Here is a 15708-nt window from a genome sequence, read left to right as displayed (position 1 = left end):
TGTAAATACTCGAGGATTTTGCCTTTCTGATATATCGGATTCGGGAATATTTCGTTTTTTATACTCGGGTGCTCCTCGTTTTTACTGAACTCCCTTATATTGCAAATAGGCCTCATTTATTCTCCCTTGGCTTGAAAGTTTCCATTTTGCCCGTATTTTCATATCGCGACGCTCCTATTGTGAAAGAGTGATTGTTCCTTGCCCATAGTATATCATTTGGCGCGGAAACTTCAACTCGAAGCTCGTCCGCAAGTGATTGAGCAAAGTACTCCTCGCCTTTACCTGTCTCGCAAGATAGAAGACGAACTGGAGTATCCGGCGTGTAGTCGTCTCTCTATCTGATAAAAGTCGCGACGTTACGGGCGGTGGTTTTATGCCCGAATACCTCGCTGCATTTCGTCGATTCGTGCATAGCGACGTCGTATACTTCCGGGATCGGGGTTATAGCGGCGACGTACTCTCCGAATTGATCGGTAGCAAATACGGGTTTTTCCGTCTCTACTCCGAGACGAATTATAGCCGCCGTCCTTTGATTCTTATACTCCCTCGTACCCTCCGGCGCGGTTATACCGAGATCGATCTTTTCGTGTATTTCCGTCGCCAATCTTACGGCGGTCGCTTGGAGCTCTCGCTCCCTTACGTACGCCGCGTATGTCTTTTGGCTCGGGGCTACTCTGCCGCGTAGGTCGTAGTATATCCACTCCCTCTTCTAAGAGTTGAACCTCTTCCCTCTGCGCACGCATATTTGTTTCCATGCGGCGCTGTTTCTGCGTAGCTTCATAGGCGGTGTACTCTCTACCACGGAAAGCTTTCTTTCGCGCCTCTCGTGCGTTTTGCTCCGAAAGCCACTTATCCGTGTATGTTTGCTCAGAGCCCTCAAAAAAAAATGGATAATACTAGTGCCTGCAATTCCACCCAAGGAATCACCCCTGCAGGTGTAAGACAATTCTTTGTATCAGTCGTTATCCGGTAGAAGCCGGAGAATCATCCTCTCATACGCGGGACAAATTTTGCATGGTTTTTGCAAATCACCTACGGAGCAGGATCACCCCCGCATACGCGGGACAAATCCTACTGGATGAACACTCTGTACTCAATATTCAGGAATCATCCCCGCATACGCGGGACAAATGGGTATCTTTCCATTGGTCCATTCTTTCTCATGGGATCATCCCCGCATACGCGGGACAAATAAATTGACTTTTGTATTCCCTTCCGTTCCAGCAGGATCATCCCCGCATACGCGGGACAAATGGGATTTTCGATAATGCTTTTATTTGTAGTAGGGGATCATCCCCGCATACGCGGGACAAATTTGCCGTTGGAGTTGTAAGCATAGAAGTTAATAGGATCATCCCCGCATACGCGGGACAAATGCGACTAAGCTGTGTAACCAAAACTTTTTAAAAGGATCATCCCCGCATACGCGGGACAAATCTTTCCCTGCTACCTAATGACAAGCTCCCCGAGGGATCATCCCCGCATACGCGGGACAAATTCATCAATTCCTTCGTAACGCTCAAATGGTCCAGGATCATCCCCGCATACGCGGGACAAATCTTTCGCTTTCTTGACTTTTGCACTTGTGGCCAGGATCATCCCCGCATACGCGGGACAAATAATCGTAATTTTAGGAAAGGAACTTGAGGGAGAGGATCATCCCCGCATACGCGGGACAAATTATCCGGGCTTGCATCTACTGGCGCAAATCAGAGGATCATCCCCGCATACGCGGGACAAATAGGAGTGCTTCGCTCAATTACTCGCGGACGAACGGATCATCCCCGCATACGCGGGACAAATTAAAGTAGCACAGGAGATTTTCGACAACTCTGAGGATCATCCCCGCATACGCGGGACAAATTTCTGTATGTTCAACTACTGAAGTATCCTTCAGGGATCATCCCCGCATACGCGGGACAAATCAGTAGCTTCCTGGACGGAAGAGTATTGATATGGGATCATCCCCGCATACGCGGGACAAATTCAACGCTTTTCTTGCAGAAATCAGCCGAATAAGGATCATCCCCGCATACGCGGGACAAATAAGCATAGATGGGACAAGTATTATTCCCGGATAGGATCATCCCCGCATACGCGGGACAAATCTCAGTGTACTAGGTATCATAGACAGTAAGCAAGGATCATCCCCGCATACGCGGGACAAATTTTTCTTAAATGAATATCTCTATTTTCATTCAAGGATCATCCCCGCATACGCGGGACAAATCAAGGGCTGGTTCAAGTCTGAGGAAGGCTGGTAGGATCATCCCCGCATACGCGGGACAAATTCTGATTCAGACTTAGAGAGACCAGCAATATTGGGATCATCCCCGCATACGCGGGACAAATCTTTCTCAGCTCTCTGTATTCAAGTTCTTTCAGGGATCATCCCCGCATACGCGGGACAAATAAGAAGCGTTGCACGATTTATCGGAAAAACAAGGGATCATCCCCGCATACGCGGGACAAATTTTCGGGACATTTGCAAGTAATGTTATCACTGGGGATCATCCCCGCATACGCGGGACAAATTCCCTTTGAGGTTCTTCACAATCATCCCAACAGGGATCATCCCCGCATACGCGGGACAAATTCGCTATACTTTGTGTAGTTGTTCATTCCGGCAGGATCATCCCCGCATACGCGGGACAAATTAGGTGTGAAAGACGCTTTTCGTAAAACAGGTAGGATCATCCCCGCATACGCGGGACAAATGACAATGCGGTAACGACACTGGATGGTTTGCCAGGATCATCCCCGCATACGCGGGACAAATTTCGACAATGCAGGATTCATGATTAAAGGTTGGGGATCATCCCCGCATACGCGGGACAAATAGCCTTCGCCATCTTCCCTGTTCTGCCGGTTCAGGATCATCCCCGCATACGCGGGACAAATACGTCTTGGGAGATAATCCCAACGTACTTTCCGGGATCATCCCCGCATACGCGGGACAAATTTACTGTTTTCCTCCGTTACCTGGATTGCTAGGGGATCATCCCCGCATACGCGGGACAAATTTCAATTCTGAAACAAATTATCGGCTTTGGTAGGGATCATCCCCGCATACGCGGGACAAATGGGTGAACCAATGGAAAAGCTAGTTTTGAAACAGGATCATCCCCGCATACGCGGGACAAATACCGCATCAGCGATAGGCTTCGCAATAAGGTCAGGATCATCCCCGCATACGCGGGACAAATGCGCTGTGTCACTGTGTCACAGGCATTGCGATGGGATCATCCCCGCATACGCGGGACAAATCTTTATACATTCCTGAGGAGTACATAGAGGATAGGATCATCCCCGCATACGCGGGACAAATCTGGTAGGTATAGTCGGCACTGTGATTAAAGTAGGATCATCCCCGCATACGCGGGACAAATGTAACGGCGATGTAACGTAAATTTTTCCGTCTGGGATCATCCCCGCATACGCGGGACAAATCAGAACATCGTCTACGTAATTTTTTGCCGTGAGGGATCATCCCCGCATACGCGGGACAAATAAGTTAAAAATTTTAAGACAAAAGACTTATATGGGATCATCCCCGCATACGCGGGACAAATACTTAAAGATCCCCTAAAATAAAGAGCCTTACGGCAGATGTTGACAAAATCCATTCACTTTTGTTGCCAATTCATAAGTCAATTTAGCATCTTCTAACGCCCTATGCAACTGCTCTTTTTGTATTCCATAGCTTTGTAGCGAAGTTTCAAGCTTATAATTTTTCTGAAATGGCTTTTCTTTTTTTATTATCCTCATTAAATCCACAGAAGGATTATGTAAAATTTCCATACCATTTCTTTGCAGGATAGAGTTCAAGAAACGAAGGTCAAAGGCAATGTTATATCCGACAATGATTGTTCCTATTAAAAAATTCAATACCTCTTTCAATACAGTATCCGTTTTTCTACCTTCCCTTTTTAAAAGGTCTGTAGTAATACCTGTTAATTCAGTAATTTCCTTTGGTAACTCTCCCTCATATTCCAGCAAAGAATGGTATTCTAAAATACCGGAATCCTGCATTACTTTTACTGCCCCTATTTCGATAATACTATTGCACTGTTCATTCAAACCATCTGTTTCCAAATCCAGAAAAGCATAGCACTCTTTCTTTTCGCCACTATGGTTATTCGCAAATTTTCTGGCTTTATAGTATTTGCTGGCATTACTAAAGCCTTCCTTTATTCCTTCATCATCTCCTTCCGGTTCTGTTTCCAAGGGAAAACAAATCAATGGTATTCCATCACTGTAATATATTTCTCTCTTGGTATTTAAGGTATTGAAAGTATATCCAATTTCATTTCTCATAGGGTAAGATATCGTTGCTTCTCCGCTTCCCACAGCATCTTGAATTCGTTCCCACAGTTTATCTCTTATTTTCGAATTAAAATTTCCAATATAAACTCCGGTAGCAATTTCTTGCATCCACTTAGATAAATCTCCCTTAAGAGAATTACTGACCTTGGATAAAGTAATCACTGTCATCGGCATGTTGAATCCTCACTATAATTTACACCGTAAGAAACAAGCCTTTCCTTATCATCCCATAAACTAATACTGTCAACTTCAAAGAATTGATCTTCTTCTACCTCCAGCAAATTTTGAATATCCTTAACCATTCGTTCCAATAGCTTCGTCTCTGTAAAAATATCTCTCATTTTTTTACGAACTTCTCGTGGAAGATCCTCTTCTTCCGAACATTCTGAAACTGTCTGAAAGGCTACCGGAATCGAAGTCCAAGCCTTATACAAATCGGCAATATCATATACAAAGGACAAGTCATGTCCAGTATGCACAAATCCCAATCCCGGAGAAAGTCCCAAGGCAACAATCACACTGTAAGCCAATCCGTATAACGCAACATTGGCAACCGATAATGCTTGATTTATAGGTGTTGCATCAAAAAAATCCTCCGGATCATAATCCCTTTTATCCCATGCCACATGGTATTCCTTGGACATATTTCGATAAACTGTTCTAATTCTGGCGCCTTCTCTACCTCGAAGCTGCTGCATGGTTAATTTTGAAACGTCTTCTCCTGTAAAACGCATCTGATACATCTTTCTGGCAATCTGTAATCTGCTTCGTGTGTTACTCACCAAATTAGCTTGTTTTTCCAAGAAACGAGAGGAATGAGACAAGGCCCTCCCGTGGGCGTATTGTCTCACTCCTCTTTCCCCTGTCCATAGGACACTGGTACCCGTATCTCCCAAAAGTTCCATTGCTCTATGAGAGATGTCTGTTCCCGGTCCCAGCATAAAAATGCCGATCATAGATACCGGTACACGAACAATACCATGCTGGTCTGCAACAGTAATAGAAGAATCTTGACGATGAATTTTAGCATGCTCTACATAAATAAAACTGACACGATCTCCAATTCTGGGAAGTTCATTTAACTCCACTTTCTTTACATATGCATCACGATTCTTATTCATATTTTTATACCGGTATCACAGTTAATAAACCACAACCATAAGCCTTTTTCTTTCCAATACCATCACATAATGCCTTTCTAAACTGCTCAGCATCAATAACGGTTAGAATTCCTTCATAGATTACTTGAGAAATAGGCGTATCCTTCATTCCTTTCTTTTTCAGCGTTTCAAACTTTCTTTCCTTAATCACAAAGTCTTCTGAATTCAAAGAAAATCCATTTTTTTCCGCCCTATCTAAGAGAAACCGACTCTGGTTTTCAATGGTGAGGAGGGGGACAGGCTTTCCACGTTTCTCTCCTTCAATAGGCTTCGCTACAACCGGGTTTAAAGTGGTACGAAAACGGTACTTTTTCCCTTCTTGAATACTCGCCAAAAAAGAATCGTAGGATTTTGTTTCCCCACTACCATCCACACCATATTTTTCTAAAGCCTTCAAGGAAGGCTTTTCTTCACTTAGAATAAGCAAATATTGTCTTCCCTGGATGCTATCAATTCTCCATAGTTTTCTTGAGCGTTCCAGCATAGAAATTTGTCCTACAAAAGAATCTTCCACCCAACTATGATATGCCCCCAAATGGGTCAAGTCTCGGATTTTTCTCCGGTTCTCTCTATCTATTTCCACTCTTGAAAGATACATTATGCCCCCTCCAATGTTGAAAAAACGTCATGTTCTATATCTTCCGCCCCTAAGCCTTTTTCTATTCCGCTTAAAACTTCGATAGAAATACAAGCTTCCTGCCTAAAGGCAAACTGTCTTCCCTTCTGCGAAAAAGAAATAGGAATATCCCTTCTAAGCTTCGACCTGGAAATTTTTTCATCTTTTAATATCTCTTCGTCTGCATAGACTTCCAGAGATATTTTCTCTCCAATGCCTTGCTTTCTCTTCTTTTTTTTATACCAAGGAGCCGCCTGCCAAGGCAAATTCCTAAGGCTATCCAGAATATCTTCTGCACTTACTCCTAAGAAAAAATCTACTGGAACAGGCAGGGATCGTCTCCCCATAAAAGGCTGAAAATAAGGGGATTTGATGGCTTTTGTAAGAGTATCTATCAATTCATCCATACCGGAAAGGGCAACAACAAACAGAGCATCCTCCAAGTAATAACGGTTTGTTACGTATGTTCTTAATTCAGCTCCCGTGTCCTTATGGGATCTAGCAATATGGTAATCTCTCAATAAAGTCCCATCCTGGTCTATCCGTACTGCAAATTTCAGTTTAGATAACTCTCTTAGATTCTCTGCCTCATCTCGTCTATAGCCTAAACAAGCTGCCAATAGCCCTATCACTGCGCTTTTGGACGGATAGTATTCAGTATAACGAGTCTCAAAATGAGAAGATGTTCCGTAGGACTGAAGGGGTCCTGCAAATTTCAGCAAAATAGTCTTCATCCTCTTCTCCTTATAAACGATTATCTAATTCTTCTCCTAAATCATGTAACAAATCAGACAAACTAAGTTCCTCTTTTGCACCTTCTAAGGAATGCCCCTCAGATAAGTTGAGGTAAAACGATATTTCCGGCTTTTCTACAAATCGTTGCACGTTCTTATGCTCTTTAAACATAGCTTCTATAGACTCATTTACAAAGCCTTCCTGCGATAATTTTGTTTTAACCGCAGTCTCAAACGCACTAACAAAACTTACCGGTCGATCTTTCCTTAAGGATACCACAACGGAAGCCGGCACCGTCTGGTTTGCAAAGCTATTCATCTTTCCTGTAGGAAGAGAATTTAAGAAGGCTTCCACAAATAGCTTTGTTGCTTCAATAGTTTGACTTTTGTTTTCATTTAATTGGTGATAAAACTCATGCAATGCCACATTTCCATATCGGTATAAGGTTGAAGAATTGTATTCTATAGTACCTAACATTCCTGCCCCGGACTGATCCTCTTTTGACAAATCGTCTAAAGCTGTATAAAAATCAAACTCAGATTGTACTCCATGGGTAGAAATAGCATGGGCAATTTGAGAAGATGCATCTTCATTTAAGCTTGCATCATCTGCTACCATTCGACCAAACAAGGCAATATCAACAGCGATATTACTATTTAAGATTTCCTGAAGTGCTTTCTTGTCTAAATTATCCTTAGTGGCTTCTTTTGCCAAATTATCAGCCTGTTCTTTCCCTAAGAAAAATAAAGCTTTTACTCTGTTATCTTTCGTTGTGGAAATTCCTGCTGCATTAAAGGTCTTTACAGATTTATTGACTGCATCCTCCATGGAAAGTTCCGGTTTAAGTTCTCTGATTTTTTCTGCAAGAAAACTCACTACATCTAAGCTACGCACTCCCACATTGGATAGATTTCCGTTTTCCTTAAAGTAATCTCGCATTGCTTTCTTCCATGACTGGGAACTAACTCTTGCTCTTCTTACTCCACCATAAACCGCCGTCTTAGGACTACCTGTATCATCTCTATTGATATTAGAGGGTGGAAGAGTTTGAATTACATGGATGTCTAAAAATAACTTTTCTTTACTCATTTGTGTTCTCCTTTTCTACAGTACTTTTTTGAAATGGTTGATAATAGGCTCTTGCCCAATCCATCAGAATATTGTCCCGCTTTCCTTTTTGCATCCAGAACAAATCATTTGCCAAAATGGGGTAATTCACAGATGGATTTGCTGCATTTGCCTTTAAAATTTTTATCATTTGTCTAAGGTAGTGGGATAACTCCTCAAAACTTCCGGCTGTAACCATAGTATTAAAGCGCTCATCCATCGCTTTTGTCTTACTTTCATCTCCACGAAGAGCCCGTAAGCTTTCTCCGATATTTCGAGTAGATTTTTCCTCTCCTCTTTCCAGCTTTGAGGATCCCTGCTGCATTAAAGCATAAATCTGTAAACTTAAATAAATCGCATTTTCCTCTGCTGTTACCCTCGCTTTATTCCCCAGATATTCCTCCGGGAGATTTGCAAAAAGCATGGGCCAAACCTGCGGAGCATTAGTCAGTTCTTTTCCTATTGAATCTCTAATTCCTGCCAGTATGGCTTTTCCACTTCCAAGGGTTTTGATAGGCTCAATTTCCGCAATGATTTTTCTCATCACCGCATCGACTGATTTTCTTTCTTCATCCATAGTTCCTCCTATTCTTGATTTAATTTCTTCTTTAGTCTAATGAGAAAATATTCATACGCAGTAAAGATATTTTTAACGCCTTTTGCATTTTCCTCATATATTCCTTTAATATCCCTCTGTCTACATTCATTTACTTTTTCAAGGGCTCGTTCTTTCATGGAAAAGAATAGTAGTTCTTTCCACTCCTTAATCTTATCTTCTTTAGAACTGGACTCATCAATTCCACTAAGCCAATCTCTAAACGCTTTATCCAGACCGAAATAAGCTTGTTCTAATTCTTCCTCTACAGACTTTTTGGTATTTCTAATATCATACATATCTTTTAAAAACCCCTTGTAGATAAAGCCAACTACTTCCTTGGTATCTTCCACAAGTTCCTTGATACGCATAACCCAGCCTTCTTTTCCTTTCTCAAATAACACAATCTCATGTAAAGCTAGGTCATCAATCATTTCATTTACCGGTACCCAAGAAGTTGCATTTCCATCGTCTTGCATTCCGACCGCAGAAATTTTAACTTGAGGCTTTTGAATATACTTTTCTATCTTAGATAACCAAGTAATAATTCCCGGTTCCCTACTATCTTCCGATACGTCTGAAGGAACGGTAATTAAACCAAAGGATCTCCATAAAGCCTGACCGGGTCGGTATTTTCTCGGTGTATAGAAGTTTTTATTTTCTCCTGAATCATTGTATTTCCATAAAGTCATTGGCTCGATTTCCATCATTCTATGATCCAGCTCCGGAAGCTTTACAATGTCAAGCTTAATATCTTTCGAAAAATCTATTGCCAAATCAAGCAAAGATGCCCTACTCCAATTGGTATATAGTTCTGCAAGATTATCTGCTATTCCGAGAAAGCTCCTATCTATATTTTCTGCTCCGGAATACTCCCAGCAAGGTCTTTGTATTGGCAATATATCTCCAACTGCTTTTACTGCTACTTTCAGATTCAGCATCAAAGTTTCAAACAATGTATCTCCATTTAGATAAATACCGCCAATATCAAATAGCCACCCTTTAGATGCCTTATACTTTTCCTCTCCAACGATTGCCTTATCAGAAAGCCCAATATAGCCTTGCAGCATAATAAGCCACCGGGCAAACTCTCCTTCCTTCATTTTACTCTTGTATTCAATGGTCATTGGAGAGAATAAAGCCACCTTATTATCGCTTTCTGATATATTTCTGTTTAAATTCTTACCGGAAATAGAACTGGGATTTTTTCCATCTTTCATTCTGGACAAAATCTCTTCCTTCGTCACCTGATAAAAAGGATATTTCTCATCCAGCAGGTAAAAATGATCTTTCCAAGCCTCCAAATATTTCCTAACTACCGAAGGAAATTTTCCTCTTTGCCATAGTGTCTTCCATGTTTCCATAAGGGCATCATTGTATTCCTCTTCATCATCCTCGGAAACAGCCCCCTTTTGTCGGAATTTCTCGTCAATTTCTAAAAAGTCATAGGCTTCTCCATCAGCATTTACCCGGGAGAATACGGTATGCAGTACCGCTAATAGGAATCGCAGTATTGCAAAATCCTGCGTTGCCATCTCCCCTGCCAAGCACCGATACTTTTCCGCATTTTCAAAAAGGGTAATGAGGGATACTTCTTTCATTTCCCCTTCTTCCAAAACTCGAATCCAGTTTTCTTCTAACAAATTAAATCGGCTCAAGCTTTACACCTCCTTCTTATGCCACTGCAAGCCAAATTTTTCATCGTAATGTAAAACAATATTTTTTAAGGGAAAGTCATTGTTCTCATCAAAGATCAATCCTAAACTTCCCTTTAACCACGCTTCATTCTGCCACTCCGGAAGTTCCCGCCTGTTATAATCCTCTAAATAACGGATGAGCCCTTCTTCTTTGTCATCTTCTTTTTCCCTTTCCATATGAATAATACTCTCTCCAAGCCTTAAAGTTTGGCAAGCCAGCTTTCTTGCAATAGATGTTTTAGAAAGCTCTTCTGAAATGTCCTTCTTCTCTTGAAAAAGTCCATATCCCGCTCCATTTTTCTTTACTGCTATCACTTCTATAGAAGAACCGATATCTCGAACCTTTGCCTGACATAGCTCTTCTGAATCAATATACGTATTATCCAATAATCCATTTAAACTAATCTCATCTGAGCACTCCAATTTAGGCTTATCTAATCGGAATCCTTCAGCTTTTCTTTTTTGCTTGTCTAAGATTTCTTTCTGTTTCTTTTTACTCTCCTCATATTTCTTCAGTAACTCAGGGGCTAAACTGGGATCCTTGTCTCCATATACTTCCTGCACAAGGAGAGAAATATCCTTTGGGATAGAGATACTATTTCCTAAAGCACATTGAGTTTTGATAAGTAAATAATCCCCATATACCCTTCTTGATCCTTTTTCAAAGTCAAAGCTCTCACTTATTCCCATAAGATAAAGTTTCGCTTCACTATGTTCCTTAGGCCTTTCTATCTTATGCCTATGAAGTCGACCTATTCTCTGGATTAACAGATCTACAGGACATAAATCACTAATCATTAAATCAAAATCAATGTCTAGGGACTGCTCTATCACCTGGGTTCCCACTACGATAAAACACTTAGGTCTCTCTGCATTTTTCCCGATTTTTTTGAGTAATTCCTCTTCTTTTTTTATGCGATCCGTGTCGATAAACCGAGAATGTAAAAGATGGACTTCTTCTTCCGGGAAAGCTTCTAATAAATCTTTTGTGATTCTCTGCGCCCTCCCAACCGTATTTACAATAATGCCTATGACCGCTCCATTCTTACCAAGACTCTTTACGGTATCTACTAAATTCTCTTCGTCCAGCTGATAAAGCGTAACCTTTTTTTCTTTCTCTTCTTGAAAGTCTGAAAAAGATTCAACCTCACTTCCTTTGCTAAAGGTAAGTAAGGGATAGCTTTCAGCCTTAAGGAAATCAAAATTTCCTATATCCTTCTCTTTGATCCCTCTACCTTTCAAGTAATACTTCATCAGGTCTTTTCTTCGTTCTATGGGTAAGGTCGCGGATAAGATTATCGTTGGCACTTTATAGGCTCCAAGCCATTGTAAAACCATGTAGAGGTACTGCCCCATATAGGCATCGTAGGCGTGCACTTCATCAATGATGACAACCTTTTTACTAAATCCCAAATGCCGAAGCATAAGATGTTTTTGTTTTAAAGCCATAAGGAGTAAATGATCTACAGTTCCTACTATAAAATCATCCAGCATGGCCTTCTTTCTCCCGGAAAACCATTCATTCACATACACATACTTCGTTTTTTCTCCGTCCAGATCTATTCCCTCGCTACAGTTTCTGGACAAGGATTGAAACTCTTCATTTAAAGCTGCCTTTCCATGAGATAGGCGAAGAGATAATTTCTCTTGATTTTCTTGCCCGAGGGAATCTACCCAGGACTCCACTCTCGGAAAAATGCCGTTGGAACTGGCTTGGGTAGGCAGTCCAAAGAAAACTCCGGCACATTGCTGCTTTCCCGCCAATTGTTCCGCAGTCATTAAAGCCGCCTCTGTTTTTCCGCAGCCCATGGGCGCCTCAAGAATCACTAAGCCGATGTCCTCAGCTCCGGCAATCTCTGTAAAAACTTTTTCTTGAAAGTCTCTAGGCATAAAGTGAAAGGAATTCTGATAAGCCTGTTTTGCATCAAAAAACTGCGTCGCTTCCCATGTTTGATTCTGCGTCCATTTTAACCAGGCCGATTCCACCCTCTCACTTATTTGTGTTTCTTCTTTCTTCCTATCTTCTTGATTTACTGTAGCATCCTCCAACTCATGGTCAACTTCATTCTGTAAAGAAAATAAAGGAAAATATTCCTCATTACTGGCTATCCAATCCGCCATAATTAAAAGTCCGGAAAGTAAGAGCTGTGTCGGTTTAGGACATCTAGGAAGATCCTCTACATTTTTATAACCGCAGATCTCTAATGCCCAGGAAAGTAGCTCCTCTTGTGTCGCTTTCCATTTTTTGTATATTGGAGAATCTTCTTTTTCTTCCTGATAAAAGTTGGCAGTATAAGCTTCAACATAGGACGTAAGACTATAGTTTTCCTTCATAGGAACTCCATGATGGGCTCCTATGATAGAGGCAATTCCTCTGTTGATACCCGCTAAACGGCAAATCACTTCTCCTGCATAGGCATGGGGAGTTTTCCCTCGATCTGTTAGCTCCAAGTCTTTGATTCCTGAAAAACCTTCCCGTTCCAGTTTCTCCATTAAAAGCAGGTCTAAGTCCTCAGAATTTTGAAATCCTCTTTGAATCTGAAAGGCCGGGGTAGCCTTTCCGATATCATGAATAGCTCCAATAAACATGACCAAAAACTTAGCTTCATCCTCTTCTATCATCATGGAATCAGCAATATATATCCTCTGTCCCTCTGAAAGCCAGTGTTCCCATAGAAGCCCCATTACTTCCCTTGTATCTTCCAGATGCCGCTTTAAAGATAGCCAGTAAAAAATGCCATCCTTCTCTTTCTTTTTCGCCCAAAGTGCTAAGCAATTTTCCATATTGTCCTCGAGATTCTTAGTAATTCATCTTTGCTTTATCTACTATATTCCCTTGAAATAAATGACTCTCTCAAAGCTGGTGTAACCAACAATAATTTTGTCTTATTATTAAAAACTGATTATTTGGATTATATCATTTGTTACAATAAATTCACAGTCTCTTATTAGGAGTTTGTCGTTAATTTTGTTATTATTTTTAGATTTTAGCATTTAAATTTGAATACTTTGTCTTATTTTGTGCTATTGCACGCAAAAAAATAGAGCAAATCTCCCATTTCTTTCCACTTACTAGGGAAATCTACTCTGTTGAATAGCAAGCCAGTATCATTACACCCTAATTTCTCCCGCCAGCTTCCCATTATCAATCAAGGACTTAAGCTGCAATCTTCCGGCCACACCTCCGGACATCCGATCTATTACTTCATTGGCTGCCGGGTGAAAATACTCGCCTCTTTCCTGAGCCTTCAGTCCTGCTTCCAAGGCCTGCTGTAGGATAGCCCTGTCTTCGATTCGTTCCTCTTCTTTGATATCCCGTAAAATCAGAGTGTGCGATTTTACTACAGCTTCTTTCTTTAACATTCCGGAGAGAGGTATTTTCTTTCCTGCAAACATAAAGCCGGAACAGTAATCATAGCGAGCGCCCAGTATCTTTACCTGATGCTTTAATAACCAATCAATAGAGCTTTGGATATCCACCACATCCTTCGGAGAAGTAGCAATTAAAATAGTTTTACTTTCAAAAAGTGCAGGCAAATCCGGACACAAAGTCTCTCCATGAATATAGCTGCTGATACCTCCCATACCTGCAGTTACTGCTACAGGAACACCATACAGCTCTGCAACCGCCATCGTGCCGGAAGCGGTCAAGCATCCATTCTCCTTCTCCGCTATAGCCTTAGGCAAAATTTCTCTATTGATTCTCTTGATTTCTTTGGCCCTTCTTCGAAGTGGAAAATATTCTTCCATTGTCCCATGGCAGATTTTGCCATTTTCCAGCCAGACTAATTTTTTATCCTTCCAAGGCCACAAAGATAGAATTTCTTCCTCTCCAAGGGAAACTAAGCCGTTGGTTAGTAAAGCGGTTTCTATGAAATATTCCGCCCTAACTCCCTCCTATACAATGGATGGTTAAATCACCTTCAATATTCTCCTATCCTTCCAAATCCCCAATCTCTCACAGGGCTTTTCAGCATCCGAAGGCTTCGAAGAAAAAAATAAAAAGGCATGGCCTTCTTTCTTCCATTTTTCTATATAGGCATAAAGCTCTGGCTCCTCCTCTTGCCCCAGATGGACTTCCCATAAAGCAAAGACTCTGGCTCCGGCAATCATCCCTTTCATGATTTCCACTAAGATTCTCTGCTTTTCTCCCAAAGTTTCCACCGGTACTTGATAGGGAATTTCTTTGAAAGCTTCCGGAAACAATTCTTTATACCTAGTAATTAATTCTTTGTTTCGAAGGAGAAAATGAGAATATTCCTGCTGATATACAAAAAGATTGGTAAGCACGCTCTGCCCCTCGATTAAGGAGCTTCCATCCCCTATCATCCAGATTTTTGGAACATTTTTCATCTTGTTCTCATAGGACTTTACACAACCGTAATACAGCTCTTTCTCCGCATTAAAGGCTAAAATCAAGTCTTTGGGAATAGGCTGATCAAAAGACAAAAACATCAGGCTTTCTCCGGAAAAAAGCTGGAAGGAAAGATTTTCTACAGAAAAGCTGTTCCCCTCGGAAAGATATAGCTCTAAAGCAAAAAGGAGTTCCTCTTTTTCCGGCTCCTTGCTATTGATGGTTTTAATAATTAGAGCATTTTCTTCTTCGGACAAAAGATCCAAGCTTTCACTAATAAAGCTTTCCTCTTCTTGCTTTATGGAAAGTTCTCTGGGAAGTACCATACACACATCCGTTCCGGCATTTTCTAAGGACTGCAAATATAAACCGTATTCCCGCCCGTAGAGCAAATGGATTCTCTCCTGAATATTCAAGAGAGAAACCCCCATGCCGGCCTTACCTATTCCGGTATTCCCCACAACACCTCCTTGAAATCCTCTACGGATATTCCGAAGGTCCTCATTTAATTGTCTTAGCTTTTTCTCTTCTATACCAATGCCATTATCAGAGACTCGAATATAAACATGCTGATTGCTTCGGCTAATAGAAATCTCTACTTTCCCCGCAGTTTCTCTTTCTTCGAAGCCATGCACAATACTATTTTCCAAGATAGGTTGCAGTAAAATTCTTGGTACTTTTAGCGATAACAAATCTTCTTGTACCTTAACTTCCAGTTCCAGTTTTTTAGAAAAACGAAATCGTTGAATTTGAAAATATACTTCTGCATTGTCCAGTTCTTCTTTTAAAGATACAAAGTTGTCCTCCTGAGAAATGGTATAGCGATAGAAATCTCCCAAAAGCTCTGCCATGCTTGCCACGGATTCCAAACCGTTTAAAAGGCTTTCCGAACGGATATTTTCCAGAATATTATAGAGAAAATGAGGATTCATCTGGTTTTGCAGGTTTTGTATATAGGCCAGTTTCTCCCCTTCTTCTATGATTTTATTGGCACTGAGGATTTCCGAAATATAATGGTATTCTTCATGACTTTCCTCTGTCAGATAAACCGAAAGCTCCTGCAATTCCTGCACTTCGCTATAGCCCTCTAGGACTCTTCGCAGTGTGGACTGATAAGT

The 15708-nt window shown here is 41.2% G+C and carries 10 protein-coding genes, 1 pseudogene and 1 CRISPR repeat array; all 11 genes and pseudogenes read right to left on the bottom strand.

What is annotated here, in order from left to right; translation table 11 throughout:
• Positions 1 to 536: 536 nt before the first annotated feature.
• A pseudogene (locus RYL27_RS11465) lies at positions 537 to 881 on the bottom strand (phage minor capsid protein); the annotation flags it as partial.
• A 100-nt stretch (positions 882 to 981) separates the two neighbouring features.
• Positions 982 to 3572: direct repeats of the CRISPR family, unit length 28 nt; unit sequence GGATCATCCCCGCATACGCGGGACAAAT.
• A gap of 28 nt (positions 3573 to 3600) precedes the next feature.
• Complete coding sequence (gene cas2e / locus RYL27_RS07425) at positions 3601 to 4500, bottom strand: type I-E CRISPR-associated endoribonuclease Cas2e (RefSeq protein ID WP_314966289.1); 900 nt, start codon at positions 4498 to 4500, stop codon at positions 3601 to 3603.
• On the bottom strand, positions 4491 to 5447 hold the full coding sequence (gene cas1e / locus RYL27_RS07420) for a type I-E CRISPR-associated endonuclease Cas1e (RefSeq protein ID WP_314966287.1): 957 nt from the start codon (positions 5445 to 5447) through the stop codon (positions 4491 to 4493). Before cas1e ends, cas2e begins: the two co-directional genes overlap by 10 nt.
• A gap of 4 nt (positions 5448 to 5451) precedes the next feature.
• The gene (gene cas6e, locus RYL27_RS07415) at positions 5452 to 6084 is read right to left on the bottom strand and encodes a type I-E CRISPR-associated protein Cas6/Cse3/CasE (RefSeq protein ID WP_314966285.1); all 633 of its coding nucleotides are present in this window, start codon (positions 6082 to 6084) and stop codon (positions 5452 to 5454) included.
• Positions 6084 to 6836 carry a type I-E CRISPR-associated protein Cas5/CasD gene (gene cas5e / locus RYL27_RS07410; RefSeq protein WP_314966282.1) on the bottom strand — a complete coding sequence of 251 codons (753 nt, stop codon included), beginning with the start codon at positions 6834 to 6836 and terminating at the stop codon, positions 6084 to 6086. The genes cas6e and cas5e overlap by 1 nt, the downstream gene beginning before the upstream one ends.
• A gap of 10 nt (positions 6837 to 6846) precedes the next feature.
• On the bottom strand, positions 6847 to 7926 hold the full coding sequence (gene cas7e / locus RYL27_RS07405) for a type I-E CRISPR-associated protein Cas7/Cse4/CasC (RefSeq protein WP_314346712.1): 1080 nt from the start codon (positions 7924 to 7926) through the stop codon (positions 6847 to 6849).
• Positions 7919 to 8521: a type I-E CRISPR-associated protein Cse2/CasB gene (gene casB / locus RYL27_RS07400; protein ID WP_314966280.1), complete on the bottom strand. Its 603-nt coding sequence runs from the start codon at positions 8519 to 8521 to the stop codon at positions 7919 to 7921. Before casB ends, cas7e begins: the two co-directional genes overlap by 8 nt.
• A gap of 8 nt (positions 8522 to 8529) precedes the next feature.
• Positions 8530 to 10182 (bottom strand): type I-E CRISPR-associated protein Cse1/CasA, encoded by a 1653-nt coding sequence (locus RYL27_RS07395; protein ID WP_314966291.1) that lies wholly within the window; start codon positions 10180 to 10182, stop codon positions 8530 to 8532.
• An 18-nt stretch (positions 10183 to 10200) separates the two neighbouring features.
• The gene (gene cas3, locus RYL27_RS07390) at positions 10201 to 13020 is read right to left on the bottom strand and encodes a CRISPR-associated helicase Cas3' (protein WP_314966278.1); all 2820 of its coding nucleotides are present in this window, start codon (positions 13018 to 13020) and stop codon (positions 10201 to 10203) included.
• A gap of 327 nt (positions 13021 to 13347) precedes the next feature.
• Positions 13348 to 14049: a pseudouridine-5'-phosphate glycosidase gene (locus RYL27_RS07385; RefSeq protein ID WP_314966276.1), complete on the bottom strand. Its 702-nt coding sequence runs from the start codon at positions 14047 to 14049 to the stop codon at positions 13348 to 13350.
• A 99-nt stretch (positions 14050 to 14148) separates the two neighbouring features.
• The coding region (locus RYL27_RS07380) for a histidine kinase (protein ID WP_314966275.1) at positions 14149 to 15708 on the bottom strand (1560 nt) is incomplete at its 5' end.

Origin of the sequence: Oribacterium sinus (genome assembly GCF_963537195.1) — a bacterium.
Classification (GTDB): domain Bacteria; phylum Bacillota; class Clostridia; order Lachnospirales; family Lachnospiraceae; genus Oribacterium; species Oribacterium sinus_A.
This window is presented reverse-complemented; position numbering and strand designations above follow the sequence as displayed.